At 64.3% G+C, this 23,202-nt stretch carries 30 protein-coding genes and 1 tRNA gene; 4 read left to right on the plus strand and 27 right to left on the minus strand.

The features are described from left to right. Positions 1-15 precede the first annotated feature (15 nt). Positions 16-1,416: a bifunctional UDP-N-acetylglucosamine diphosphorylase/glucosamine-1-phosphate N-acetyltransferase GlmU gene (gene glmU / locus ACFQPB_RS03715; RefSeq protein ID WP_382219869.1), complete on the minus strand. Its 1,401-nt coding sequence runs from the start codon at positions 1,414-1,416 to the stop codon at positions 16-18. Here glmU and ACFQPB_RS03720 point away from each other — a divergent pair. The 3 genes from ACFQPB_RS03720 (at position 1,415) to ACFQPB_RS03730 (ending at position 4,638) form a co-directional block, all read left to right on the plus strand. Then, positions 1,415-2,308: a DUF6279 family lipoprotein gene (locus tag ACFQPB_RS03720; protein ID WP_382219871.1), complete on the plus strand. Its 894-nt coding sequence runs from the start codon at positions 1,415-1,417 to the stop codon at positions 2,306-2,308. The genes glmU and ACFQPB_RS03720 overlap by 2 nt on opposite strands. 150 nt (positions 2,309-2,458) lie before the next feature. Then, positions 2,459-3,007, plus strand: a complete 549-nt coding sequence (locus tag ACFQPB_RS03725; protein ID WP_382219873.1) for a putative pterin-binding protein — start codon at positions 2,459-2,461, stop codon at positions 3,005-3,007. 8 nt (positions 3,008-3,015) lie between these two features. Further along, complete coding sequence (locus ACFQPB_RS03730) at positions 3,016-4,638, plus strand: GGDEF domain-containing protein (RefSeq protein WP_382219875.1); 1,623 nt, start codon at positions 3,016-3,018, stop codon at positions 4,636-4,638. A 6-nt stretch (positions 4,639-4,644) separates the two neighbouring features. Here ACFQPB_RS03730 and ACFQPB_RS03735 read toward each other — a convergent pair whose 3' ends face one another. The 24 genes from ACFQPB_RS03735 to rplN form a co-directional block, all read right to left on the minus strand. Then, positions 4,645-6,783, minus strand: a complete 2,139-nt coding sequence (locus tag ACFQPB_RS03735) for a putative bifunctional diguanylate cyclase/phosphodiesterase (protein ID WP_382219877.1) — start codon at positions 6,781-6,783, stop codon at positions 4,645-4,647. A 159-nt stretch (positions 6,784-6,942) separates the two neighbouring features. Next, positions 6,943-8,076, minus strand: a complete 1,134-nt coding sequence (locus tag ACFQPB_RS03740) for an MBL fold metallo-hydrolase (protein ID WP_382219879.1) — start codon at positions 8,074-8,076, stop codon at positions 6,943-6,945. A 61-nt stretch (positions 8,077-8,137) separates the two neighbouring features. Continuing rightward, on the minus strand, positions 8,138-9,106 hold the full coding sequence (locus ACFQPB_RS03745; protein WP_382219881.1) for a M14 family metallopeptidase: 969 nt from the start codon (positions 9,104-9,106) through the stop codon (positions 8,138-8,140). Then, positions 9,103-10,089, minus strand: coding sequence for a Bug family tripartite tricarboxylate transporter substrate binding protein (locus ACFQPB_RS03750; protein ID WP_382219883.1), 987 nt, complete (start codon positions 10,087-10,089; stop codon positions 9,103-9,105). The genes ACFQPB_RS03745 and ACFQPB_RS03750 overlap by 4 nt, the downstream gene beginning before the upstream one ends. Positions 10,090-10,190: 101 nt before the next feature. Beyond that, entirely contained in the window at positions 10,191-11,093 is a 903-nt protein-coding gene (locus ACFQPB_RS03755) for a LysR family transcriptional regulator (protein ID WP_382219885.1), read from the minus strand. A 152-nt stretch (positions 11,094-11,245) separates the two neighbouring features. Then, positions 11,246-11,322, minus strand: a tRNA-Met gene (locus tag ACFQPB_RS03760). Positions 11,323-11,345: 23 nt separating this feature from the next. After that, complete coding sequence (rplQ, locus tag ACFQPB_RS03765; protein WP_382202449.1) at positions 11,346-11,738, minus strand: 50S ribosomal protein L17; 393 nt, start codon at positions 11,736-11,738, stop codon at positions 11,346-11,348. A gap of 84 nt (positions 11,739-11,822) precedes the next feature. Further along, positions 11,823-12,815 (minus strand): DNA-directed RNA polymerase subunit alpha, encoded by a 993-nt coding sequence (locus tag ACFQPB_RS03770; protein ID WP_382202451.1) that lies wholly within the window; start codon positions 12,813-12,815, stop codon positions 11,823-11,825. 94 nt (positions 12,816-12,909) lie between these two features. Next, positions 12,910-13,533, minus strand: a complete 624-nt coding sequence (gene rpsD / locus ACFQPB_RS03775) for a 30S ribosomal protein S4 (RefSeq protein ID WP_342131863.1) — start codon at positions 13,531-13,533, stop codon at positions 12,910-12,912. A 128-nt stretch (positions 13,534-13,661) separates the two neighbouring features. Further along, positions 13,662-14,066 carry a 30S ribosomal protein S11 gene (gene rpsK / locus ACFQPB_RS03780; protein ID WP_382202454.1) on the minus strand — a complete coding sequence of 135 codons (405 nt, stop codon included), beginning with the start codon at positions 14,064-14,066 and terminating at the stop codon, positions 13,662-13,664. Positions 14,067-14,084: 18 nt separating this feature from the next. Then, positions 14,085-14,450, minus strand: a complete 366-nt coding sequence (gene rpsM, locus ACFQPB_RS03785) for a 30S ribosomal protein S13 (RefSeq protein ID WP_382202456.1) — start codon at positions 14,448-14,450, stop codon at positions 14,085-14,087. A 20-nt stretch (positions 14,451-14,470) separates the two neighbouring features. Further along, positions 14,471-14,584: a 50S ribosomal protein L36 gene (rpmJ, locus tag ACFQPB_RS03790; RefSeq protein ID WP_013106894.1), complete on the minus strand. Its 114-nt coding sequence runs from the start codon at positions 14,582-14,584 to the stop codon at positions 14,471-14,473. A 28-nt stretch (positions 14,585-14,612) separates the two neighbouring features. Beyond that, positions 14,613-14,831, minus strand: a complete 219-nt coding sequence (infA, locus tag ACFQPB_RS03795; RefSeq protein ID WP_382219887.1) for a translation initiation factor IF-1 — start codon at positions 14,829-14,831, stop codon at positions 14,613-14,615. 2 nt (positions 14,832-14,833) lie between these two features. Continuing rightward, positions 14,834-16,153 (minus strand): preprotein translocase subunit SecY, encoded by a 1,320-nt coding sequence (gene secY, locus ACFQPB_RS03800; protein WP_382219889.1) that lies wholly within the window; start codon positions 16,151-16,153, stop codon positions 14,834-14,836. Between the two features lie 35 nt (positions 16,154-16,188). Continuing rightward, on the minus strand, positions 16,189-16,620 hold the full coding sequence (gene rplO, locus ACFQPB_RS03805; protein WP_382202462.1) for a 50S ribosomal protein L15: 432 nt from the start codon (positions 16,618-16,620) through the stop codon (positions 16,189-16,191). 15 nt (positions 16,621-16,635) lie between these two features. Beyond that, entirely contained in the window at positions 16,636-16,821 is a 186-nt protein-coding gene (gene rpmD / locus ACFQPB_RS03810) for a 50S ribosomal protein L30 (RefSeq protein WP_382202464.1), read from the minus strand. A gap of 11 nt (positions 16,822-16,832) precedes the next feature. After that, the gene (gene rpsE, locus ACFQPB_RS03815) at positions 16,833-17,351 is read right to left on the minus strand and encodes a 30S ribosomal protein S5 (protein ID WP_382202466.1); all 519 of its coding nucleotides are present in this window, start codon (positions 17,349-17,351) and stop codon (positions 16,833-16,835) included. An 18-nt stretch (positions 17,352-17,369) separates the two neighbouring features. Further along, complete coding sequence (gene rplR, locus ACFQPB_RS03820) at positions 17,370-17,735, minus strand: 50S ribosomal protein L18 (protein WP_382202468.1); 366 nt, start codon at positions 17,733-17,735, stop codon at positions 17,370-17,372. 12 nt (positions 17,736-17,747) lie between these two features. Then, positions 17,748-18,281, minus strand: coding sequence for a 50S ribosomal protein L6 (gene rplF, locus ACFQPB_RS03825; RefSeq protein WP_382202470.1), 534 nt, complete (start codon positions 18,279-18,281; stop codon positions 17,748-17,750). Between the two features lie 24 nt (positions 18,282-18,305). Next, positions 18,306-18,701: a 30S ribosomal protein S8 gene (gene rpsH, locus ACFQPB_RS03830; protein ID WP_382219891.1), complete on the minus strand. Its 396-nt coding sequence runs from the start codon at positions 18,699-18,701 to the stop codon at positions 18,306-18,308. Positions 18,702-18,719: 18 nt separating this feature from the next. Next, positions 18,720-19,025, minus strand: coding sequence for a 30S ribosomal protein S14 (rpsN, locus tag ACFQPB_RS03835; RefSeq protein ID WP_382202474.1), 306 nt, complete (start codon positions 19,023-19,025; stop codon positions 18,720-18,722). 8 nt (positions 19,026-19,033) lie between these two features. Then, a complete protein-coding gene (rplE, locus tag ACFQPB_RS03840; protein WP_382202476.1) occupies positions 19,034-19,573 on the minus strand; it encodes a 50S ribosomal protein L5 in 540 nt (179 codons plus the stop codon). 2 nt (positions 19,574-19,575) lie between these two features. After that, on the minus strand, positions 19,576-19,896 hold the full coding sequence (gene rplX / locus ACFQPB_RS03845) for a 50S ribosomal protein L24 (RefSeq protein WP_382202478.1): 321 nt from the start codon (positions 19,894-19,896) through the stop codon (positions 19,576-19,578). A gap of 9 nt (positions 19,897-19,905) precedes the next feature. After that, a complete protein-coding gene (gene rplN / locus ACFQPB_RS03850) occupies positions 19,906-20,274 on the minus strand; it encodes a 50S ribosomal protein L14 (RefSeq protein ID WP_382202479.1) in 369 nt (122 codons plus the stop codon). Between the two features lie 256 nt (positions 20,275-20,530). Here rplN and proC point away from each other — a divergent pair, with 256 nt between their 5' ends. After that, positions 20,531-21,358: a pyrroline-5-carboxylate reductase gene (proC, locus tag ACFQPB_RS03855; RefSeq protein WP_382219893.1), complete on the plus strand. Its 828-nt coding sequence runs from the start codon at positions 20,531-20,533 to the stop codon at positions 21,356-21,358. On the opposite strand, the gene ubiA is transcribed toward proC, so the two are convergent. Both ubiA and ACFQPB_RS03865 read right to left on the minus strand, forming a co-directional pair. Continuing rightward, the gene (gene ubiA, locus ACFQPB_RS03860) at positions 21,359-22,225 is read right to left on the minus strand and encodes a 4-hydroxybenzoate octaprenyltransferase (RefSeq protein WP_382219895.1); all 867 of its coding nucleotides are present in this window, start codon (positions 22,223-22,225) and stop codon (positions 21,359-21,361) included. It abuts the gene before it with no gap. Between the two features lie 5 nt (positions 22,226-22,230). Further along, entirely contained in the window at positions 22,231-23,196 is a 966-nt protein-coding gene (locus ACFQPB_RS03865) for a LysR substrate-binding domain-containing protein (RefSeq protein ID WP_382203067.1), read from the minus strand. Between the last annotated feature and the right edge of the window lie 6 nt (positions 23,197-23,202).

Here is a 23,202-nt window from a genome sequence, read left to right on the forward strand (position 1 = left end):
CCCGCCCCGAACAGCTCAGCCCTTTTTCTGGGGGCGGCTCCAGTTCGGGATGCTCACCTGCTTGCCCCGCGCCACACTCAAGGCGCCGGGCGGCGTGTCTTTGGTGATGGTGGAGCCCCCGCCCACGGTACCGCCCGCACCCAGCGTGACCGGCGCCACCAGCACGCAGTTGCTGCCCACGTGCACGTCGGCCTCGATCACCGTGCGGTGTTTGTTGGCGCCGTCGTAGTTGGCGGTGATGCTGCCGGCGCCGTAGTTCACGCGCTCGCCCACGGTGGCGTCGCCCAGGTAGGCCAGGTGGTTGGCCTTGGCACCGGCCGCCAGGGTGCTGTTTTTCACTTCCACAAAGTTGCCGATGTGCACCTCGGCACCCAGCCGCGCGCCGGGGCGCAGCCGGGCAAACGGCCCCACCAGCGCGCCGGTGCCCACGGTGACACCGGCCTTCTCGCCGTCGATGTGGGTGAAGGGGTGGATGACCGCGCCGTCTTCGATCACGGCGTTGGCGATGACGCAGTTCGCACCAATGCGCACACCGTCGCCCAGCAGCACCCGGCCTTCAAACACGCAGTTGACGTCGATCTCCACGTCCAGCCCACACACCAGCTCGCCGCGCACGTCGAACCGCGCCGGGTCGGCCAGGCGCACGCCGCCCGCCATGTGGCCCTCGGCCAGGCGGCGTTGGTGGGCGCGCTCCAGCTCGGCCAGTTGCGCCGGGCTGTTGACGCCGGCGACCTGCACGGCGTCGGTGATGCGGTGGGCTTTGACGGTGATGCCATCGGCCACGGCGAACTTGACCACGTCGGTCAGGTAGTACTCGCCTTGGGCGTTTTGGTTGTCCAGCCGGGCCAGCCAGCCGCGCAGCAGCCGGGTGGGCACGGCCATGATGCCGCTGTAGATCTCGCCAATGGCGCGCTGCGCCTCGCTGGCGTCTTTGTGTTCGACGATGGCCAGCACGTCGCCGGCGGCGTTGCGCACGATGCGGCCGTAGCCAGTGGGGTCGGGCAGGTCCAGGGTGAGCAGGGCCAGGTGCTGGCCATCGCAGGCGCGCAGCAGGGCCAGCAGGGTGTCGGGCTGGGTCAGGGGCACATCGCCCGAGAGCACCAGGGTCACGCCGTCGTCGGCCAGCAAGGGCAGCGCCTGTTGCACCGCGTGGCCGGTGCCCAGTTGGGGTTCCTGGCGGGCAAACCGCAGGGGCAGCCCGGGCACGGCGTGGGCCAGTGCGGGCTCCACCTGATCGGCGCCGTGGCCGGTGATGACCACCGCCTGGCGCGCCGATATCCGCGCGGCGCAGTCGAGCACATGCACGGCCAGTGCACGCCCACCCAAACGGTGCAACACTTTGGGCCGGGCACTTTTCATGCGTGTGCCCTTGCCGGCCGCCATCACCACCACATCCACGTTGACACCCTGACTCATGATTGCTCCATTGGACAAGCGCCGCACCGATGCAGCGGCGCTCAAGCTGAGGATTATCGGGTTCGTGGGCCTGGTGGCCCTGTTGCTGCTGCAGGCCTGCAGCACCCTGACCCTGGGCTACAACCGCGCCGCCACTCTGGGCTACTGGTGGCTGGACAGCCAGCTGGACCTGAATGAGGCCCAAAGCCAACAACTGCGCACCGACCTGGACGCGCTGCACCGCTGGCACCGCCGCGAAGCCCTGCCACAGTACGCCGCGCTGTTGCAACGCTGGGAACAACTGGCCGCACAAGACATCACACCCGCCCAGGCCTGCGAGCAATTTGAAGCGGCGCGCACCTTGCTGATGCCCATCGCCACACGCAGCGCCCAGCCCTTGGCGCAACTGGGGCAGTCCCTCTCGCCAGCGCAAGTTGATCACCTGCGCCGCCAGCAGGCCAAGGACAACCAGCGTTTTCGGCAGGATTTTGTGGAGGCGCCCCAAAACGGGCTGGACCAGCGTGTCGACCGCCTGATCGACCGGCTTGAAATGTTCTACGGCAGGCTGGACCCAACGCAGCGGCAGCTGGTGCGCGAGCACCTCGCCCGTGGCAGCTTCGATGGCGCGGTGGCACTGGCCGAACGCGAACGGCGGCAGAACGACGTGCGGCAGACCGTCGCCGCCCTGCAAGCCACACCCGCACAAGGAGCCGCCCTGGTGCAAGCGGTGGTGCAACGCTCGCTCGACTCCCCGTCCAGCACCTACCGCAACGCGTCGCGCCAGTGGCAGCGCGAAGGCTGCGCTCTGATCGCCGCCCTGCACAACAGCAGCTCGCCCGCACAACGCGCCAACGTGGCCGCCCGGCTGCGCGACCACATGGGCGACTTCACGCTGCTGGCGCAACAAGACTAAGGCCTGTTCACACTGTTTTTCCGGGTGTGAACAGGCCCTCGGCCACACATCGGCCGATCAACGGATGGCGGGCGGGCAGGCCCCGAGGTTTTCGTCAGACGACTGGTCCTAGAATGAATCCACAACAATCGGTTCATCAGGGAGTCGGCCATGGAAATATCCGGGCTCAACCAGCGTCGCGTGGTCACCGGCGCGCTGGTGATCAGTGTGCTGGCAACGTCTGTCGGCCACGCCGCTGATCAGGCGGAGCGCCAGATGGCGCTGTGCCCGCCATCGAACAGCCTGCTGGTGCTGCGGCTCAGCGCCCTGGGACCCAACCGCCAGGCCACCTGCGACATCGCAGCCCTGCAGGCCTTGCCACAGCGGGAACTCGTGACCTCGCTGCCCACGGGCCTGGGGCCACCCGGCGCACACCGGTGGCAAGGCGTGTCGCTGCGTCTGCTGGCGCAACGCATGGGCGCCACGCCGGGCCACGACCTGCGGCTCGCCGCCCTCAACGACTACGCCGTGACCGTGCCCTGGAGCGACCTGGAGCGCTACGACCCCATCGTGGCCCACCAGCGCAACGGCGTGCCGCTGAGCGTGCGCGAAAAGGGGCCACTGATGTTGGTCTACCCGTTTGACGCCCACCCCACGCTGGACACCCAGCAGTACCTGAACCGTTCCATTTGGCACATCCAGGCCATCACCTTCAAGTGAGGGCGGACATGAACGCCATGGAACTGGGTGGCGCACACCCGCTGCGCCTGCCTTCCGTGCGCTGGCTGTTGCTGTTGGTGGTGCTGATGGCCGTGGCCTCGGCCACCGCGCTGTGGCTGACGCTGCAGCAGGCCCGCGAGCTGGGGCGCCCCAACCAGCACGCCGACCTGTGGTACGTCGCCAGCGTCAACTCCGAACTGGCGCGGGTGCGCCAGGTGTCGCACCAACTGCTGGCCGGCGAGGCCTCCGCCCAGGAGTTGCTCTTGCGCCTGGAGGTGTTGTACAGCGTGCTGGACAAAACCTCAGCCCTGACCTCGTTGAGCGACCGCCTGCACCACCAGTTGCCCCACACCGCGGCCACCATGCGCGAGCTGTCGCACCACGTGGACGCCTGGTTGCACACCCTCACACCCCGCCCGAGCGCATCTGGCGAGCGCGTGGCGCGCGATGTGCTGAGCTGGGCCGACGGCCTGCAACAACAAACACGCATGGCGGTGGCCGACGTGCATGTGGCCGTCACCGAAGAAAACGACGCCACGCGGCAAAGCCTCCACCAGCGTTTTGTGCTGCTGAGCGCCCTGCTGGCCGGGTTGTTGTTGGGCACGGCGGCCTTGATCCGGCACCTGGCGCAAGAGGCGCGGCGGGCGCGGCACCTCTCGCGCACCTTGGCCCAGGCCAACCAGATGCTGGAGTCGCGGGTGGCCGAACGCACGCGGCAGATCGAGGAAGGCCGCCAGTTGCTCAGCTTCATCCTCGACGCCAGCCCCAGCGACGTGTTGCTGATCGGCGCCGACAACAGCGAGGTGATCTTCATCAACCAGAGCCTCATCCGCCGCCTGAACCTGGCGGCCCCGCCCAAACACCTGCCCAAAAGCGAGCTGCTGCAAGACCCGGCGCAGTGCCAGCAACTGAGCGACGAACTGGAGCGCTACGGCGAGGTGGGGGGCCTGGAAGCGCTGCTGGGGCACAACCCGCCCACCTGGTGTTCGGTGTCGGCCCGCCTCATCGAGGTGGATGGCCGGCTCAGCCACCTGATCTGGAGTTTCGACATCACGCCCCACAAACGCCTGGAAGCCCAACTGCGCGAGCTGGCGGCCAGCGACCCTTTGTGTGGCCTGGACAACCGCCGCGCCTTCCTCGAAAAAAGCACCGCCCTGCTGGAGCACTGCCGGCGCCACCAACAGGATTGCGCCGTGCTGATGCTGGACATCGACCGGTTCAAATCCATCAACGACCGGTACGGGCACGCGGTGGGCGACCAAGCCATCATCGCGTGCGCCAACGCCATGCGCGCCACGCTGCGCGATGCCGATGTGTTGGGCCGCCTGGGGGGCGAGGAGTTTGCGGCCCTGCTGCCACTGGCCGGCGAGCGCGCCACACGCGACACCGCCGAGCGCCTGCGCGGCGCCGTGGAGGCCATCCGCATTGAGCTGGAAAACGGCGACACCCTGAGTTTCACCATCTCCATCGGCACCACCCAACTGGCCAACCGCGCCACGTTGGTGGAGGATTTGATGATCGAGGCCGATGAGGCGCTGTACCGCGCCAAGGCCGAAGGCCGCAACCGCGTGGTCAACCTCCAACCCTTGGGCCCGCGCCAGTTTCCTGAAGCGCTGGCGCCGCCCGCCTGAACAGGGTCAGCAGGTCTCGGCCAGCGCCTCCCGCGTGAACCAGGCGCTCATGGCCTGGCTGTTCATGGGGTGCCCAAATCCATAACCCTGCAGGCGCGTCACGCCCAATTGCTCCAGCTGGTCAGCGGCCTCGTGGGTCTCCACACCTTCGGCAATGGTCTGCAGGCCCATCACCTCGGCCAGCTTGACGATGGCGGCGATCATGGAGGCGCCCACCTCGGTGTCGAGTCGGCGCACAAAAGACATGTCGATCTTGAGTTCGTTGAGCGGCATGTCGTGCAGTTGCGACAAGGACGCGTAGCCGGTGCCAAAGTCATCGAGCGCCAAACGGAAACCCGCTTGCCGCAGCGCTTGCAGGCGTTGGGGGGCGTCGACCACCTCTTGCAAGGCCACACTTTCGGTGATCTCCAGCACAAAGGCGTCGGGCGGCAGACCGTGCTGGCGCAAGGTGGCCAGCATCTGGTCGGTGAAGTCCTGCCGGTACAGTTGGCGGCTGGACACATTGACCGCCGCGCGGATGCGAATGCCCTGCGCGCGCCAGGCCACTTGCTGGCGCACCGCCTGCTCCCAAATCGACTGCCCAATGGCGGTGATCAGCCCGGACTCCTCGGCCATGGGGATGAAGGTGGCGGGGCTGACCCAGCCCAGTTCCTCGTCGTGCCAGCGCGCCAGCACCTCCACCATGTCGCACTGGCGCGAGTCGCTGCGCACGATGGGCTGGAACCACGCTTGGATGGCGCCCCGCTCCACCGCTTTCATCAGGCGCTGGCGCATGCGCGCGGTCTGTCGCTGGGCGTGTTGGCCGCGCAGCTCCTCTGCCCACACCACTTGGTTGCGCCCCTGTGCCTTGGCGGCGCGCTTGGCGCGGTCGGCGGCCATCAACAAGGCCTCGGCGCTGTCGCCATCGTCGGGGTACAGGGCCACGCCCAGGCTGGTGGTGAGCGTGACCTGTTCACCGAACACGCCGTAGTCGCGCCGCAGGTGCTGCTGCAACGCGTCCACGCGAGCGGCCAGATCGCTGGTGGACGTCACGTTGGGCCAGATCAGCGAAAACTCGTCACCGCCCCAGCGGGCCACGGTTTCATCGCCGCCGGCCTCGTTCTGCAAGCGTTTGCCCAGTGCCATGAGCAGGCGATCACCGGTTTTGTGGCCCAGGGCGTCGTTGATGATCTTGAAGTTGTCGATGTCCAGCGAGAGCACCGCCAGGCGACGCTGCCCCTGCTGGCTGGCCTTGAGTCCCGTGCGCAGGCGGTCCTCCAACAGGGCGCGGTTGGGCAGGCCGGTGAGCGGGTCGCGCAGGGTGAGCTGAGCGATCATGACCTCGAAATCCTGCCGCTGGGTCACGTCCTGCAACACACCCATGTAGCCCTGCAACTGGCCCGCGTCATCGAGACGGGGCAACACGCGTAACTCGATCCAGCGGTGCCGCTGGGCCTCACCGCTGAAGAGAAACCGCAGCGATTGGGGCCGGCTTTCCGCCTGTGTTTCGCCGTGTTCGAAGCTCCGCACGATGTCGCGCAGCCGCGTAAGGTCCTCGTCGCGGACCAGCAGACAGCGCAGGTTCTTGCCACTGAGTTGAGCCAGGACCGGCAACACGCGGGCCCAGCCGTCCGACGCCTGGGTGATGCCCAGCTGAGGGTCGAGCTCGACCACCACCTCTTCGAGCAGCGACATGGTGCGCAGGTGTTTGCCTTGTTCGACGAGCTGCTCACGCAGGTGGGCATTGGCTTCGTGCAACTGGCCCACCAGCGACGCGACCTGCCCCGAGGTGAAACGCGCCACCTGCGACACCAGATCGACATCGTCTCCGGAATCGGCGGCCCAGCCGGGCCAGTGCCGCGTGTGCGGAAAGGTGCGTTCGGCCATGTCCCGAATGTCAACCACCACACCACGCAGCCTGCGCAACACCTGGTGATGCAGCACCCCCAGCACGGCACCCGCCGACAGCAGCGCCGGTACCAGCGCGTTCACCAGCACGTCGAGCCAGCCGGGCCCCGAGCCACTCACCCCATACCGCGTAACGCCCACCGCCGCCGCCACGCCCACACTGACCAGCCCCGCCAGCAGCACCAGCCGCGCGCCCAAGCTGCGCCACACCGCCCATGGCTGCGCCGGCCGCGCACCCGCCCTTTGCATTGTTTTCATTTCACACTCCCTGCGGATCTGTTTTTTGGCGATCCGTTGACACTGATTCTAGGAAGTGTCCGAAACAAAGCCCAGCAAATTCACATTCGATGGGCGCAAAGGTGACAAAAGAAAACCATCGAATTCACACTTTCGGCAAACACCCCGTGCGGGGTGGGTTCAGGCCGTGCGCAGCCGGTACCACCGCACGCCGTCGGCGTCGGGCTCCACCAACACTTCGCCCAGGGCCAGCAGGCAGTTGAGGTGGGCCAGGCTCTCGCCGGTGGCCATGCCCAGCAGGTCACCCGTGCTGCCGATGGGGCGGGCAAACAAGGCGCCAAACACGTCGATGGCGCGTTTGGGCGCTTCGGCCAGGCTGCGTCGCAGGCGCTCCAGGCCCCGCTCGTGGCCGTGGGCCAAGCGATCGAGCCGTGCGTGCAAGCCACGGAAGGGCTCGCCGTGTGCGGGCAGCACGAGCAAGTCGTCGCTGAGTGTGGCGCGCAGACGGGCGATGCTTTCGATCCACTCGCCCAGCGGGTTGGCGTCGGGTTCGGTGGGGAACACGCTGACGTTGGACGAAATGCGCGGCAGCACCTGGTCGCCCGAAATCATCAGCCCCAGGTCGTCACACACCAGGCAGGCGTGTTCGGGTGAATGGCCTCGGCCCACCACCACGCGCCAGCCGTGCGCGCCGATGCGCAGCACCTCGCCTTCGCTCAGGCGGCGAAAACCGTCTGGCATGGCGTGCATGTACTTGCTGTAGCCACCAAAGCGGGTGCGGTAGACATCCAGCGCTTCTTCGCTCCACCCCGCCTGACAGTAGAAGCGGATGGCCTCCACCGGCGCCTCGCGCCCGGTGTCGGCCACCAGCGTGCGGCAGGTCAGGTATTCGAGACGGGTCATCCACAGCCGGCACTGGAACTTGCGCGTGAGCCAGCCCGCCATGCCCACGTGGTCGGGGTGCATGTGGGTGCACATCACCCGGGTGATGCGGGCGCCTTGTGGCGTGGCCGCCAGGGGGCCGTCAGGCGCGATCAGCTGCCGCCACGCGGCCAGCGCCTCGGGCGTTTTGGTGCCGGTGTCCACGATGGCCCAACCTGGCCCCTGTTCATCCTCATCGGCCAGGGCCCAGAGGTTGATGTGGTTGAGCGCAAACGGCAGCGGCATGCGCAACCACAACACACCGGGCGCGATTTCGCGCACGCTGCCAGGCTCGGGTGCGTCGCCGCAGGGGTAGATCAGGGTGGGGGCCGCTGAGGCGGTTTCCGGCACCGCCTCGTCGGGGCGGCCGTCGGGAGTGGGGCGATCGGTCATGCGCGCATTGTGCCGCGATGCTTGCCGCCTGTCGGTCCCGAGACGGACAGGCGGCACGTGGTCACAGCGGCCGTTGCCGCGCGTAGCGCACCACGGTCACGCCGGCGCGTGCCTGCCGCACCGACGGCATGACAAGCACGCAGTTGTCGTAGGGCGTGGCCACAGGCTCGCCGTCGTTGTCACCAATCACCGTTCCGGCCCGCGCAATGCACTCCAGACCCTGAAACGGCTGGTTGAAGCGGAACCCCGCGCTGCGCGCCACCACCGGCCCGGTCACCTCCAGCGCCCACTGCCGCGCGGCAGCCGCCTGGGTCCAACCTGGCAAGGCCTGGTCCACATCGGCTTGCGACAGCGCCGCTGACGCGACCAGAAAACGCGCGCACATGTCGTGTGCCACGGTGCGGCTGCTCGGGTCGCCATGGAAGCCACACTCCACCAGCAAGGAACGTGTGTCTGGCGACTGGTCGTCCGGCAAGCCAAATCGCCCGTAGTCGCGCATGCGCACACCGTCTTTGTGACCCGCGTCCACCACGATGTGCTCGGGGTTGCCCATGGCGCGCGCCAGCGTCTGGTTGCGTGGCTGCATGCCCGTCAGCAGCAACGGCGCGGCGCGCTCGTGCATGGAGTGGATGTCCAGCAACCAGTCCGCCTGTTCCACCAACGGCCGCAGTTCGGCAGCACGGCGGCGTTCCAGGCTGGTGGCGGCACCCATGCGTTCGACGGACCACTGGCGGTTGAGGTCTTCGTCCACGAAGCGCGAAGCGTCGTGGTTGGCCGGGTCGAAACGGTCGAAGGCGGCGAGGTTGGCAAACACCAGTGTGAGCCGCCCCTGCGCCGGCCGCACGCCAGCGTCCAGCAGGCCCTTGAGTGCCCAGGCACCACACAGCTCGTTGCCGTGCACCAGGGCGCTGATCATCACGTCGCGGCCGGGGCGACCCGAATCGAATCGCCACACGCCTTCGACGCCGGTGTTGCCGGCACGCCAGGCGCTGATGTCCGGGGGAGGGAGTTCAAACACCGGCGCACTCATTCGCGGATCTTGGCGAAGTCAACAATCTTCTGGTACTTGGCGGTTTCGTCGCGTAAGAACCGGGGCATGTCCACGTTCAGCGGCGCGATGGCGGAGCCCGAGGCCTCCAGCTTCTTGCGCAACTCGGGGGATTGCAGCGCGTCGGCCAATGCCTTCTTGAGCTTGGCCACCACCGGCTCCGGCAGCTTGCCCGGGCCCATGAGCGCGAACCACGAGCTCATGTCGATGTGCTTCAGTGCCGGGTGTTCGGCCAAGGCCGGGATGTCTGGCGTGACCGCAGACCGCTTTTTTTCGGTCGTGCCCAGGGCCACCACCTTGCCTGCGCGGATGTGGGGCAGGCCACTGGACAACACGAACACACCAAATTCGATGTTGTTGCCCAACAAATCGTTGGCCAGCGGCGCCACGCCACGGTAGGGGATGTGGGTCATGAACAGGCCCGACTGCTCTTTGATCATTTCGCCCGCCAGGTGCAAGGCCGTGCCCACGCCCGAACTGCCGTAGCTGTAGCGGCCCGGGTTGGCCTTGGCCAGCTTGATGAACTCGTCGGTGCTCTTCACACCGGTCTTCTGCGCCGCGACCAAGACCATCGGCTGAGAGGCGATCAGCCCGATGGGCGTGAAGTCCTGCCACTGGTATTTGACGGCCGATGAGACCAGGCGGTTGATGGCAATTTCGTTGTTGGCGCCCACCAGCAAGGTGTAGCCATCCGGTGCGGCGTTCAGCACCTTCTGCGCGCCGATGGCGCCCCCCGCGCCGCCGATGTTTTCCACCACCACGTTGGCACCCAGGCTTTTGCCCAGCTCGGTGGCCACCACCCGCCCGGTCAGGTCGGTGCTGCCGCCGGGCGGGTAGCCCACCACAATGGTGATGGGCTTGCTGGGGTAGTCGGTCTGCGCAAAGGCAAGCTGACCGGTGCTGCTCAACGCCAGGGCAGTGAGTGCCATAGGTCGCAGCACGCGACACAAGGGAAAGGATGTCATGTGGGGGCTCCTTGAGGGTGAATGGACGCCAACCATTGTCGAAATCCGGCGGCGCCCCATTGTGCCGTTTGGGCACACACAGGTGCCAATTCAGCACCCCATCAAACGCTGCTGCTGCTGGGCGTGCCGCGCCAAACCGCCTCTGCCACGTCGCTCAACCGGCGACGCGGGCGCACCAGGCGCACCTGGAACGGTATCTCCATGCGCTCGTCCCAGCAAGGCGCCAGCGCGCCTTGGCGGCAAGCGTTGCCCACCAACGAGCCCGGCAGCCAGCACACGCCCATGCCTTTGAGCGCGTATTCGAGCAGCGCATCCGCCGAGTCGCATTCGAGCACCTTCTGCAGGCGCATCGGTGGCGGGTTGTGTTGGAGGTGGTCGCGCACCAGCCCCGACAAAGCGAGGCTCGGCGCATACGCGAGGTAGGGCATGGGCTTGTCAACCTGCCGTGGACCGGCTCGACCAGGGTGAATCTGGCGCCGCGCCACCGGCAGCAGGCGGTCTTGTTGCAGGGTTTTCTGCAAAAACCCGCGCCCTTGCGGCCGGTCGCTGATGGACAGGTGGTGGTAAACGACCAGCAAATCGGCTTCACCGTGCTCCAGCCAGTTGAGTGTGTCGGCCAGCGCGCCGGTTTTCACGCGCACAAAGGCCGGTTGGCCCAGCGCAACAACAGTGGGCAGCCATTCGGCCACCCAGGTGCGCGCCAAGGTGCGGCCGGTGGCCAGCGTCAGCACGCGCTGCTGCTCGGTGTTTGCCGTGCGCAGTTCTTCGCGCACATCCAGCAAGCCTCGCAGGCTTTCCTCGCCTTGGGACAACATGCGCTGACCGGCCGGCGTCAGGCGCAGGGGCTTGCTGCCGCGCTCGATCAAAGCCACACCGGCCCACGCCTCCAGCGACCGTATGCGACGCCCGAACGCAGGGTGCGTCACATGCCGCAGCGCGGCCGCCCGTGTCAGGCTGCCAGTGCGCGCCAGCGCCATGAGGTCTTCAATCCATTGGAGGTCCATGGGCGGTCAGGACGTGTGAGTGCTTGCCCGATTGTGACGCGTCTGCCTGCAGCACAAGTCAGACGCACTGGCCAGTTGCACAGCGTTGAGCGCACAAAGCAAAACGCCCACATGAAGTGGGCGTTTTGCTGAAGGCACGAAGCCTGAATGGTTGGTTGCGCGGGCAAGATTTGAACTTGCGACCTTTGGGTTATGAGCCCAACGAGCTACCAGGCTGCTCCACCGCGCGACAAGCCTTAAAGTATAACCTATTTATTCGGCTGCGGGCGCGTCGGCTGCTTTTTCTTCAGCACGATCCACCAATTCAACCAAAGCCATGGGCGCGTTGTCGCCCACGCGGAAACCCATCTTCAGGATGCGGGTGTAGCCACCGGGACGCGCTTTGAAGCGAGGACCCAGTTCGTTGAAGAGCTTGACGACCACGTCGCGGTCGCGCAGGCGGTCAAAAGCCAGGCGGCGGTTGGCCAGCGTGGGTTCCTTGGCCAGGGTGATCATGGGCTCAACCACGCGGCGCAGTTCTTTCGCCTTGGGCACCGTGGTCTTGATGACTTCGTGCGTGAGCAGCGAGTTCATCATGTTGCGCAGCATGGCGAGGCGGTGCTCGCTGGTGCGGTTGAGTTTGCGGAGGCCGTGTCCGTGACGCATAGTTTTATCCTTTCGATTTGAATTGCAGCGGCCGGATCAGGTACCGCTGGACGTCTTTTTTTACGGGAAACCGAGTATTCTAAATCAGTGCTTGTCGAGGCCGGCCGGTGGCCAGTTCTCAAGCTTCATGCCCAGCGTGAGGCCACGCGAAGCGAGCACTTCTTTGATTTCGTTGAGCGACTTGCGACCCAGGTTGGGGGTCTTGAGCAGCTCGTTTTCGGTGCGCTGGATGAGGTCACCGATGTAGTAAATGTTTTCGGCCTTGAGGCAGTTGGCCGAACGCACAGTGAGTTCGAGCTCGTCCACCGGGCGCAGCAGGATGGGGTCGAACTGCTGCGAGCGGCTGCTCTGACCAGCACCTGCACCCACGTCGTCGATGAAGCCAGGGTCAATCTGGGCGAAGACAGCCAATTGCTCGACCAAAATCTTGGCGGAAGCACGCACGGCCTCTTCGGGGCCGATGGCACCGTTGGTTTCGATTTCGATGACCAGCTTGTCCAGGTCGGTGCGCTGCTCGACGCGGGCGCTCTCCACCGTGTAGCTCACGCGCTTGATGGGCGAGAAGGAGGCGTCCAGCACGATGCGGCCAATGGAGCGCGAAGCTTCATCGCCACGGCGCAAGTTACCGGGCACGTAACCACGGCCCTTTTCGACCTTGATCTGCATGTCCAGCTTGGCACCGGCCGACAGGGTGGCGATCAGGTGCTCGGGGTTGACGATCTCGACGTCGTGGGGCGTCTGGATGTCGGCGGCGGTGACCAGGCCTTCGCCGTCCTTGCGCAGGCTCAGCGTGACTTCGTCGCGGTTGTGCAGTTTGAACACCACGCCCTTGAGGTTCAGCAGGATGTTGACCACGTCTTCCTGCACGCCGTCGATGGACGAATATTCGTGCACCACGCCAGCGATGGTGACTTCGGTCGGTGCGTGACCCGTCATCGACGACAGCAGCACGCGGCGCAGGGCGTTGCCCAGCGTGTGGCCATAGCCACGCTCGAACGGCTCCAGCGTGACTTTGGCGCGGTTGACGCCCACCTGCTCGACGTTGATGGATTTGGGTTTCAGCAAATTGTTCAGCATTCAGACTTCCTTCAATACCCTCGGCTCGTTACACCGATAAGGCCGATGGAGCACAGAACCCCGGCGGCGGCAAAGCCACCACCGGGAACGGGGATTAACGCGAGTACAGTTCGACGACCAGCGACTCGTTGATGTCGGAGGCAAATTCGTCGCGGTCGGGGGTCTTCTTGAAGACGCCTTCGGCCTTGTCAACCGACACTTCAACCCAGGCGGGGAAGCCGATTTGTTTGGCCAGTTCCAGTGCCTCGATCACGCGGGCCTGCTTCTTGGACTTTTCACGGACAGCGATCACGTCACCGGCCTTGACCGAGTACGACGGGATGTTGACGCTCTTGCCGTTCACTTCGATCGCCTTGTGCGACACGATCTGACGGGCTTCGGCACGGGTAGAGGCAAAACCCATGCGGAAAACGACGTTGTCCAGGCGCGATTCCAGCAGGAACAGCAGGTTGGCACCGGTGTTGCCACGGCGGCGATCGGCTTCAGCGAAGTAGCGGCGGAACTGGCGCTCCAGCACGCCGTAGGTGCGCTTGACCTTTTGCTTCTCGCGCAGCTGCACGCCGAAATCGGAGGTGCGCTGGCCCGAGGTGCGGCCGTGTTGGCCAGGCTTGCTGTCGAATTTGGCCTTGTCGCTGATCGAGCGGCGTGCGCTCTTGAGCAACAGGTCGGTGCCTTCACGGCGGGAGAGTTTGGCCTTGGGGCCGAGGTAACGTGCCACGGTGTTGTCCTTGAATCTGCTGCGGGTCTGCCGCAGGAGCCATGCCGAGAATTCAGCTTGGCGGTGGGCTTAATGAAAAAGGGTTGCCGGCGTTTCCGCTGGCAACCGACGGAGAGAGCAGAGAGAAATCAGATGCGACGACGCTTCTGGGGGCGGCAGCCGTTGTGCGGGACCGGCGTCACGTCGGAGATCGACACGATGCGGATGCCCAGAGCACCCAGGGCACGCACCGACGACTCGCGACCAGGACCGGGGCCCTTGATCTCGACGTCGAGGTTCTTGATGCCCTGTTCGATGGCGGCGCGGCCAGCGACTTCGGAAGCCACCTGGGCTGCGAAGGGGGTCGATTTGCGCGAACCCTTGAAGCCCTGACCACCCGACGAAGCCCACGACAGTGCGTTGCCCTGGCGGTCGGTGATGGTGATGATGGTGTTGTTGAACGATGCGTGCACGTGTGCAATGCCGTCGGCAATGTTCTTGCGGACCTTCTTGCGAACGCGGGCGGAAGCAGCGCTGTTTTGAGACTTAGCCATATGTGTCCTTCGAGCCGGTTACTTCTTGAGCGACTGCGCGGCCTTGCGCGGACCCTTGCGGGTGCGGGCGTTGGTCTTGGTGCGCTGGCCGCGGACCGGCAGGCCACGGCGGTGACGGAAGCCGCGGTAGCAGCCAATGTCCATCAGACGCTTGATGTTCATGGTGGTTTCACGGCGGAGGTCACCCTCGATCGTGAACAGACCCACCTGGTCGCGAACCTTTTCGAGTTCTGCGTCGGACAGATCTTTGATTTTCTTGGCGTAGTCGATGCCGCAGGCTTCGCAAATCTTGCGAGCGCGGGTGCGACCGATGCCAAAGATCGCCGTCAGGCCGATTTCGGCGTGCTTGTGCGGCGGAATGTTGATACCTGCAATACGTGCCATGGTGGTCCTCTAAAACTCAATCAGCCCTGGCGCTGCTTGTGACGGGGATCGGTGCAGATGACCCGCACCACGCCCTTGCGCCGAATGATCTTGCAGTTGCGGCACATTTTCTTGACCGACGCCGAAACTCTCATTGCTCTCTCCTAAAAATTCGAAAAAATCTTACTTCGATCGAAACACGATGCGGGCCCGACTCAGATCGTACGGAGTCAGCTCGACCTTCACCTTGTCGCCCGGAAGGATGCGGATGTAGTGCATCCGCATCTTTCCTGATATGTGGCCGAGGACAACATGGCCGTTTTCCAACTTCACGCGAAAGGTTGCATTCGGGAGGTTCTCTACGACCTCCCCCTGCATCTCGATCACGTCGTCCTTCGCCACGCTCAGGCTCCTGGTGCCGCCTTAAAGTTTGCCTTCTTGAGCAGCGACTCGTACTGCTGGGACATCATGTAGTTCTGCACCTGGGCCATGAAGTCCATGGTGACAACCACGATGATGAGCAGCGAGGTGCCACCAAAGTAGAACGGAACCTGGTACTGCAGGATCAGGAACTCGGGCAGCAAACACACCAAAGTGATGTACACCGCACCGGCCAAAGTCAGCCGCAACAGGATCTTGTCGATATAACGCGCGGTTTGGTCACCCGGGCGAATGCCTGGAATGAACGCGCCGCTCTTCTTCAGGTTGTCGGCGGTTTCGCGGCTGTTGAAGACCAGCGCCGTGTAGAAGAAGCAGAAGAATATGATGGCCGCCGCGTACAACGCCACATAAATGGGTTGGCCAGGCGACAACATCGAGGCGATGTCGCGCAACCAGCGCGTGCCGTCACCGGTGCTCACCCAGCTCACCACGGTGGTGGGCAGCAGGATGATGCTGGAGGCAAAAATCGGCGGAATCACACCAGCCATGTTCAGCTTGAGCGGCAGGTGCGACGATTGACCGCCGTACACCTTGTTGCCCACCTGACGGCGTGCGTAGTTCACCAAAATCTTGCGCTGACCACGTTCGACGAACACGACGAAGTAGGTCACCAGAATCACCAGCGCCACGATCAGGATGGACACCAGGATGTTCATCGCACCGGTGCGCACCAGCTCCAGCAAGCCCCCAATCGCGCTCGGCAAGCCAGCGGCGATACCTGCAAAAATCAGGATGGAGATGCCGTTGCCCAGACCGCGCTCGGTGATCTGCTCACCCAACCACATCAGGAACATGGTGCCGGCCACCAGACTCACCACCGCCGTGAAGCGGAAAGCGAAACCGGGGTCGATCACCAAGCCAGCCTGACCTTCCAGTGCCATGGCAATGCCCAGCGCCTGGAAGATGGCCAGCCCCAGCGTGCCGAAACGGGTGTACTGGGTGATCTTGCGGCGACCCGCCTCGCCTTCCTTCTTGAGCTGCTCGAACGTGGGGACCACGTACGTCATCAGCTGCATGATGATGGAAGCCGAGATGTAGGGCATGATGCCCAACGCGAACACCGTGAAGCGCGACAAGGCGCCACCGGAGAACATGTTGAACAAGCTCAGGATGCCACCCTGCTGGCCCTTGAACAGCTGTTCAAGTTGTGCAGGGTCGATGCCGGGCACAGGAATGTGTGCGCCGACACGGTAGACCACCAGGGCCAACAACAGGAACACAAGCCGGCGCTTCAGATCGCCGAACTTGCCTGTTTTGGCCAGTGTTGCTGCTCCGGTTGCCACAGAGTGTTTCCGTTCCGTTGTGCGGTTGCGGCCGGTCAGGCCAGGCTGCCGCCAGCGGCTTCGATCGCCTGGCGTGCGCCTGCGGTGGCGTTGATGCTCTTGAGCGTCAGGGCCTTGGTCAGTTCGCCGGTTTTGACGACCTTGACCTTGCGCACCAGTTCGCCCACCAGACCAGCCTGCTTGAGGGTGGCCAGGTCGACTTCACCAGCTGCCAGGGTGTTCAGGTCGGTCAGGGTGACGTCGGCGTTGAACTTGATCTGCTGCGACTTGAAGCCACGCTTGGGCAGGCGACGCTGCATAGGCATTTGACCGCCTTCGAAGCCCACTTTGTGGTAGCCGCCGGCACGCGACTTCTGGCCCTTGTGGCCACGACCTGCGGTCTTGCCCAGGCCCGAACCGATGCCACGGCCCACACGACGCTTGGCGTGCTTGGCGCCAGCGGCCGGTTTGATGGTATTGAGTTCCATGTTCTACAGTCCTGCTTAGAGCACTTTGACCAGGTAGCTGATCTTGTTGATCATGCCGCGCACTGCGGGCGTGTCCTGCAGTTCGCTGGTGCTGTTGAGTTTGCGCAGGCCCAGACCACGCACGGTGGCGCGGTGCGATTCCTTGCAGCCGATGGGGCTGCGAACCAGCTGGACTTTGACGGTGTTGGTGTTTTGGGTCATGTCAGCTCCAATCAACCCAGAATCTCTTCCACCGACTTGCCGCGCTTGGCAGCCACTTCGGCAGGCGTATTGGATTGCTTCAGTGCGTCCAGCGTGGCGCGCACCAGGTTGTACGGGTTGCTCGAGCCATGGCTCTTGGCCACGACGTCGGTGATGCCCAGCACTTCAAAAACCGCGCGCATCGGGCCGCCGGCAATGATGCCGGTACCCTTGGACGCCGGCAGCATCATGACGTTGGAAGCGCCGTGCTCACCGTGCACCGCGTGGTGCAGCGAGCCGTTCTTCAGCGCGACCTTGATCATGTTGCGACGGGCTTGCTCCATGGCCTTCTGGACAGCAACCGGCACTTCACGCGCCTTGCCTTTGCCCATGCCCACTTTGCCGTCGCCGTCACCGACCACGGTCAGTGCTGCGAAACCGAGGATGCGACCGCCCTTGACCACTTTGGTCACGCGGTTGATCGCGATCATCTTTTCGCGCAAGCCGTCGTCGTTCGCTTCGTTCTTAACGTTAGCCGTAAATTTAGCCATTTCGTTTATCCCGTCTGATCAGAACTGCAGGCCGGCTTCACGCGCGGCGTCTGCCAGGGCCTTGACTCGGCCGTGGTAGGCAAAGCCCGAACGGTCGAAAGCGACTTTCTCGACGCCAGCAGCCTTCGCCTTTTCAGCGATGCGCTTGCCGATGATGCTGGCAGCGGCGGCGTTGCCACCCTTGCCTGCGGCACCCAGCTGGGTACGCACTTCGGCTTCAGCGGTCGATGCGGAGGCCAACACCTTGGAGCCGTCGGCAGAAATGACGCTGGCGTAGATGTGCAGGTTGGTGCGGTTCACGGTCAGGCGCACGGCGCCTTGCTGCGCGATGCGCACACGGGTTTGACGGGCCCGACGCAGACGTTGCTCTTTTTTGGTCAACATGATCTGTGGTCCTTACTTCTTCTTCGTTTCCTTGATCACGACCTTTTCGTCCACATAGCGGATGCCTTTGCCCTTGTAGGGCTCGGGCGGACGAACGGCGCGAACTTCCGAAGCAATCTGACCCACGCGCTGACGGTCAGCGCCCTTGATCACCACTTCGGTCGGGGTCGGGGTTTCGACTTTGATACCAGCAGGCATGTCCATCACCACCGGGTGGGAGTAACCCACCGTCAGGTTGAGCTTGGCACCTTGGGCTTGGGCTTTGTAACCCACACCGATCAGGCTCAGCTTCTTTTCGAAGCCCTTGCTCACACCCAACACCATGTTGTTGACCAACTGGCGCACGGTGCCGGACATGGCGTTCGCTTCACGCGAAGCATCCACCGGGGTGAACGACAACGCACCGGCGTTGTTTTCGACCTTGACCAGAACGCTGTTGTTCATTTCCAGGGCACCCAGGGCACCCTTGACACTGATTGTGTTGGCATTCAGGGCAACTTCCACGCCTTGCGGAATTGCCACAGCCAGTTTTCCTACACGAGACATTTCAAAAACTCCTCAATGCCCGCGTCAGGCGACGTAACACAGAACTTCGCCGCCCACGCCAGTGGCGCGGGCCTTGCGGTCGGTCATCACACCCTTGGGTGTCGTCACGATCGCCACCCCCAGGCCGTTCATGACCTGAGGGATGGCATCACGGCCCTTGTACACACGCAGGCCAGGGCGGCTCACGCGCTCGATGCGCTCGATCACCGGGCGACCGGCGTAGTATTTGAGGGCGATGTGCAGTTCGCTCTTGCCACCGTCGGTCTTGACCTGGAAGCCATCGATGTAGCCTTCGTCTTTCAGGACCTGCGCAATGGCGGCCTTGACTTTCGAGGCGGGCATGACCACCGCTTCCTTCGCCACCATCTGGGCGTTGCGGATGCGGGTCAGCATATCGGCGATAGGATCACTCATGCTCATTTGATGTTCTCCTAGGGCTTACCAGCTGGCCTTGGTGACGCCCGGGATTTCACCCGCAAACGCCATCTCGCGGATCTTCATGCGACCCAGACCGAATTGAGAGAAGGTGCCACGCGGACGACCGGTGATCTCGCAGCGGTTGCGCTGGCGGGTCGGGTTGGCGTTGCGGGGCAGCTTTTGCAGTGCCAGACGGGCAGCGTCGCGCTCTTCGTCAGAGCGCTTGGCATCCTTGGACACGGCCTTGAGTTCCGTGTATTTCTTGGCGAACTGAGCGGCGAGTTTTTCGCGCTTGACTTCGCGCTGGAGTAGAGCTTGTTTTGCCACAGGCTACCTCAGTTCTTGAACGGGAAACGGAAACCAGCCAGCAGTGCCTTGCACTCGTCGTCGGACTTGGCGGTCGTCGTGATGCTGATGTTCAGACCACGCAGGGCGTCGATCTTGTCGTACTCGATCTCGGGGAAGATGATCTGTTCTTTGACGCCGATGTTGTAGTTGCCACGGCCATCAAACGCCTTGCCCGAGATACCACGGAAGTCACGCACACGGGGCAGGGCCACGGTGACGAAACGGTCCAGGAATTCATACATCTTGGCGCCACGCAGGGTCACCATGCAGCCAATGGCTTGCTGCTCGCGGATCTTGAAACCAGCGATGGCCTTGCGGGCCTTGGTGACCACAGGCTTCTGACCAGCAATCTTGGTCAGGTCACCCACAGCGTTGTCCATGACTTTCTTGTCAGCCACAGCCTCGCTCACACCCATGTTCAGGGTGATCTTCGTGATGCGCGGCACTTCCATGACCGACTTGTAACCAAACTTCTCGACCAGCGAGGGCGCGACCTTGTCGCGGTAGATTTCTTGAAAGCGTGTCATGTTCAAGCCGCCTTGATCTCTTCGCCACTGGACTTGAAGACGCGCACTTTTTTGCCGTCTGCCAGAACCTTGATACCCACGCGGTCAGCCTTGCCAGCCGCCGGGTTGTAAATGGCCACGTTGGACTGGTGGATGGGCATGGTCTTGTCGATGATGCCGCCGGTGATGCCCTTCATGGGGTTGGGCTTGGCGTGCTTCTTGACCAGATTCACACCCTCAACCACCAGACGCTCTTCGTCAGAGCGCAGGACAACCTTGCCACGCTTGCCCTTGTCGCGGCCCGCGATCACGATGACTTCGTCACCTTTACGAATCTTGTTCATGGCGATTCCTCAGAGGACCTCAGGGGCCAGCGACACGATCTTCATGAACTTCTCGGTACGCAGCTCGCGCGTCACCGGGCCGAAGATGCGGGTGCCGATAGGCTCCAGCTTGGCGTTCAGCAACACAGCGGCGTTGCCATCGAATTTGACGAGCGCGCCGTCGCTGCGACGGATGCCCTTGGCGGTGCGCACCACCACAGCGCTGTAGACCTCGCCTTTTTTGACGCGGCCACGCGGAGCGGCTTCTTTGATGCTCACTTTGATGATGTCGCCCACGCTGGCGTAGCGACGCTTGGAGCCGCCCAGCACCTTGATGCACATCACGGACTTGGCACCCGTGTTGTCGGCAACATCGAGTCGAGATTGCGTTTGAATCATTTGATTTAAGTCCCAACTTGAATCCCGGCAGCCACCACGGCCGCAGGCGATCAGTCTTGGGCCCGTCGTTGCGCATCACCCACCCATTCACTCAGAACAGACGAGCCCGACACGCTTCGGTGGGCAGAAAACTTCGGTCTTTTCAGAACGAAGCCTGTGATTATTGCAGCGCGTCAAGACTCTGTCAAGCGGCTGCGCAGAAAATGTGCAGCGGCGACAATGCCGGCCTGCTCCAACCCCTTGCGCCACACACCACATGACCCCAACGTCCCCCTCTCCCCTGGCCTTCATCGGCGGCGGCAACATGGCCAGCGCCATCATCGGCGGCTTGCTCAAACAAGGGCTGCCCGCCGCACTGATTGACGTCGTCGAGCCCTATGGCCCCCAGCGAGACAAGCTGCGCGAGCAGTTTCCGGGCATCACCGTGCTGGAGGCCCCTGGCGTTGCGCTGGCGCGCGCCGGCCTGGTGGTCTGGGCCGTCAAGCCGCAGACCTTCAAAGAGGCCGCCTTGGCCTCTGCACCCCACACCGCCCGCGCGTTGCACCTCAGCGTGGCCGCCGGCATACGCAGCGACAGCATGGCCACTTGGCTGGGCACCGAGCGCATCGTGCGCGCCATGCCCAACACCCCCGCCCTGGTGGGCCAGGGCATGACCGGCCTGTACGCCCGCCCCGGCGCCAGCGCCAGCGACCGCGCCCAGGTGGAGGCCGTCGTGGCCACCACCGGCGCCCATGTGTGGCTGCAGCGGGAAAGTGACCTGGACACCGTGACCGCCCTGTCCGGCTCCGGCCCTGCCTACGTGTTTTATTTCTTGGAAGCCATGCGCGAGGCGGGCATACACATGGGGCTGGACGCAGCCACCGCCCAAAAGCTGGCGATTGGCACCTTTGTCGGCGCGTCTGCCCTGGCCGCCGCCTCGGACGAACCGCCCGAAGTGTTGCGCGAACGCGTCACTTCCAAGGGCGGCACCACCTTTGCTGCCCTCACGTCCATGGAATCGGCGGGCATCAAGGTCGCTTTTGTGGCGGCCATGCACGCGGCGCAGGTGCGCGCCAAAGAACTGGGCGACGAGTTCGGCGCCTGATCAAGCCAGGGCGGATGACACGGCCACGCCCACAAACACCGACAAGCCCAGCCAGTGGTTGAGCCGGAAGGCCTTGAAACAGCCTTCCCGACTGCGGTCCTTGATCAGCCACACGTGCCAGACCACCTGGCCCAGGGCCACAGCCAAGCCAGCCCACATCAGCCAGCGGCCGGCTGAAGGCATCAGCGGTGCCAGCAACGCGGCCCACACCGCCAGGTAGATCACATAAAACGCGGTGATGGCAGGCACATCCCAGCGCCCCAGGGTGATGGCCGAGGTCTTCATGCCGATCTTGAGGTCGTCGTCCCGGTCGACCATGGCGTATTCGGTGTCGTAGGCCAGCACCCAGAACAGGTTGCCCAGCAGCATGCCCCAGGCCAGCGGCGGGATCTCGCCCTGCGTGGCCGCAAACGCCATGGGGATGCCAAAGCTGAAGGCCACGCCCAGCACCGCCTGTGGCATGGAAACGAACCGCTTGGCATACGGGTAGGCCAGCGTGACCGCCAGCGCCGCAAACGACCAGGCGATGGTCACGGCGTTGGTGGTGAGCACCAACCCGAACGCCGCCAACGCCAACACCGCGCCCACCGCCAGGGCCTCCTTTACACCCACCTTGCCACTGGTGATGGGCCGCTGGGCGGTGCGCTTGACGTGTTTGTCGAACTCACGGTCGGCCACGTCGTTGATGCAGCAGCCCGCGCTGCGCATGAGGATGGTGCCCAGGGTGAACACGGCCAGCAGATGCCAACCCGGAAAGCCACCGGACGCCACCCACAGTGCCGCCAGCGTGGGCCACAGCAACAACAGCCAGCCGGCGGGGCGGTTCCAGCGAATCAGGTCGAGGTACAGGTTCAGTCGGTCCAGCATGTTGATCAGGAAAGGCGTTTGACGCCAGGCAGTTCGCAGCCATAAATGGCGTTGCGCAGGGCAGCGATGGCCTCGTAGCGGGTGAAGCTGCGCCGCCAGGCCAGCACCACGCGGCGCGTGGGCGCTTCACCGGCAAAGGGCAGGTAGCGCACGTAGGCCGAGTCACCAAAGTCCTGGCCCTGCGTCTGTGCGCCGTCGGTGCACAAGGCCGAACGCGGCACCGACAGGCGTGGCACCAGGGTGATGCCCATGCCGGCGGCCACCATGTGTTTGATGGTCTCCAGCGAGGAGCCCTCGAAACTCTTGCGTATGCCCTCGGCCTCGTTGGAAAAACGCGCGAATTCGGGGCACACCTCCAGCACGTGGTCGCGGAAGCAGTGGCCGTTGCCCAACAACAGCATGGTTTCCTGCTTCAGCTCTTCGGCCGTCACGCTGCCCTTTTGCGCCAGCGGGTGCGACACCGGCACCGCCGCGTAAAACGGCTCGTCGTACAGCGGCGCCAGGGCCAGGTTGGTGTCGGGGAAAGGCTCGGCCAGGATGGCGGCGTCGATCTCGCCCAGGCGCAACTGCTCCAGCAGCTTGACGGTGAAGTTCTCCTGCAACATCAGCGGCATTTGGGGCGAGCGCTCGATGACCTGACGCACCAGATCGGGCAACAAATAGGGGCCGATGGTGTAGATCACGCCCAGCTTGAGCGGGCCCGACAGCGGGTCTTTGCCGCGCTTGGCGATCTCCTTGATGCTGGCCGCCTGCTCCAGCACGGTCTGCGCCTGGCGCACGATTTCTTCGCCCAAGGGCGTCACGGCCACCTCGCTGGCATTGCGCTCGAACAGCTTGACCTCCAGCTCTTCTTCAAGCTTCTTGATCGCCACACTCAGCGTGGGCTGCGAGACATGGCAGGCCTCGGCCGCGTGGCCAAAATGCTTCTCACGCGCCACGGCGACGATGTACTTCAGTTCGGTCAGTGTCATGTCTCC

It is taken from the genome of Hydrogenophaga atypica (assembly GCF_042665215.1).
GTDB lineage: Bacteria > Pseudomonadota > Gammaproteobacteria > Burkholderiales > Burkholderiaceae_C > Hydrogenophaga > Hydrogenophaga defluvii_A.

Coding starts and splice junctions, on each gene's coding strand:
- ACFQPB_RS03740 (WP_382219879.1), bottom strand. CDS start 8,076: ATGACCGATCGCCCCACTCCCGACGGCCGCCCCGACGAGGCGGTGCCG.
- ACFQPB_RS03725 (WP_382219873.1), top strand. CDS start 2,459: ATGGAAATATCCGGGCTCAACCAGCGTCGCGTGGTCACCGGCGCGCTG.
- rplN (WP_382202479.1), bottom strand. CDS start 20,274: ATGATTCAAACGCAATCTCGACTCGATGTTGCCGACAACACGGGTGCC.
- rplR (WP_382202468.1), bottom strand. CDS start 17,735: ATGTTGACCAAAAAAGAGCAACGTCTGCGTCGGGCCCGTCAAACCCGT.
- rpsM (WP_382202456.1), bottom strand. CDS start 14,450: ATGGCACGTATTGCAGGTATCAACATTCCGCCGCACAAGCACGCCGAA.
- rpsH (WP_382219891.1), bottom strand. CDS start 18,701: ATGAGCATGAGTGATCCTATCGCCGATATGCTGACCCGCATCCGCAAC.
- ACFQPB_RS03770 (WP_382202451.1), bottom strand. CDS start 12,815: ATGCTGAACAATTTGCTGAAACCCAAATCCATCAACGTCGAGCAGGTG.
- rplQ (WP_382202449.1), bottom strand. CDS start 11,738: ATGCGTCACGGACACGGCCTCCGCAAACTCAACCGCACCAGCGAGCAC.
- ACFQPB_RS03750 (WP_382219883.1), bottom strand. CDS start 10,089: ATGACATCCTTTCCCTTGTGTCGCGTGCTGCGACCTATGGCACTCACT.
- ACFQPB_RS03745 (WP_382219881.1), bottom strand. CDS start 9,106: ATGAGTGCGCCGGTGTTTGAACTCCCTCCCCCGGACATCAGCGCCTGG.
- ACFQPB_RS03735 (WP_382219877.1), bottom strand. CDS start 6,783: ATGAAAACAATGCAAAGGGCGGGTGCGCGGCCGGCGCAGCCATGGGCG.
- rplX (WP_382202478.1), bottom strand. CDS start 19,896: ATGAACAAGATTCGTAAAGGTGACGAAGTCATCGTGATCGCGGGCCGC.
- ACFQPB_RS03865 (WP_382203067.1), bottom strand. CDS start 23,196: ATGACACTGACCGAACTGAAGTACATCGTCGCCGTGGCGCGTGAGAAG.
- rplF (WP_382202470.1), bottom strand. CDS start 18,281: ATGTCTCGTGTAGGAAAACTGGCTGTGGCAATTCCGCAAGGCGTGGAA.
- glmU (WP_382219869.1), bottom strand. CDS start 1,416: ATGAGTCAGGGTGTCAACGTGGATGTGGTGGTGATGGCGGCCGGCAAG.
- ACFQPB_RS03730 (WP_382219875.1), top strand. CDS start 3,016: ATGAACGCCATGGAACTGGGTGGCGCACACCCGCTGCGCCTGCCTTCC.
- rpsK (WP_382202454.1), bottom strand. CDS start 14,066: ATGGCTAAGTCTCAAAACAGCGCTGCTTCCGCCCGCGTTCGCAAGAAG.
- ubiA (WP_382219895.1), bottom strand. CDS start 22,225: ATGCTGGACCGACTGAACCTGTACCTCGACCTGATTCGCTGGAACCGC.
- rplO (WP_382202462.1), bottom strand. CDS start 16,620: ATGGAACTCAATACCATCAAACCGGCCGCTGGCGCCAAGCACGCCAAG.
- rpmD (WP_382202464.1), bottom strand. CDS start 16,821: ATGACCCAAAACACCAACACCGTCAAAGTCCAGCTGGTTCGCAGCCCC.
- ACFQPB_RS03755 (WP_382219885.1), bottom strand. CDS start 11,093: ATGGACCTCCAATGGATTGAAGACCTCATGGCGCTGGCGCGCACTGGC.
- rplE (WP_382202476.1), bottom strand. CDS start 19,573: ATGACACGCTTTCAAGAAATCTACCGCGACAAGGTCGCGCCCTCGCTG.
- rpmJ (WP_013106894.1), bottom strand. CDS start 14,584: ATGAGAGTTTCGGCGTCGGTCAAGAAAATGTGCCGCAACTGCAAGATC.
- proC (WP_382219893.1), top strand. CDS start 20,531: ATGACCCCAACGTCCCCCTCTCCCCTGGCCTTCATCGGCGGCGGCAAC.
- rpsE (WP_382202466.1), bottom strand. CDS start 17,351: ATGGCTAAATTTACGGCTAACGTTAAGAACGAAGCGAACGACGACGGC.
- ACFQPB_RS03720 (WP_382219871.1), top strand. CDS start 1,415: ATGATTGCTCCATTGGACAAGCGCCGCACCGATGCAGCGGCGCTCAAG.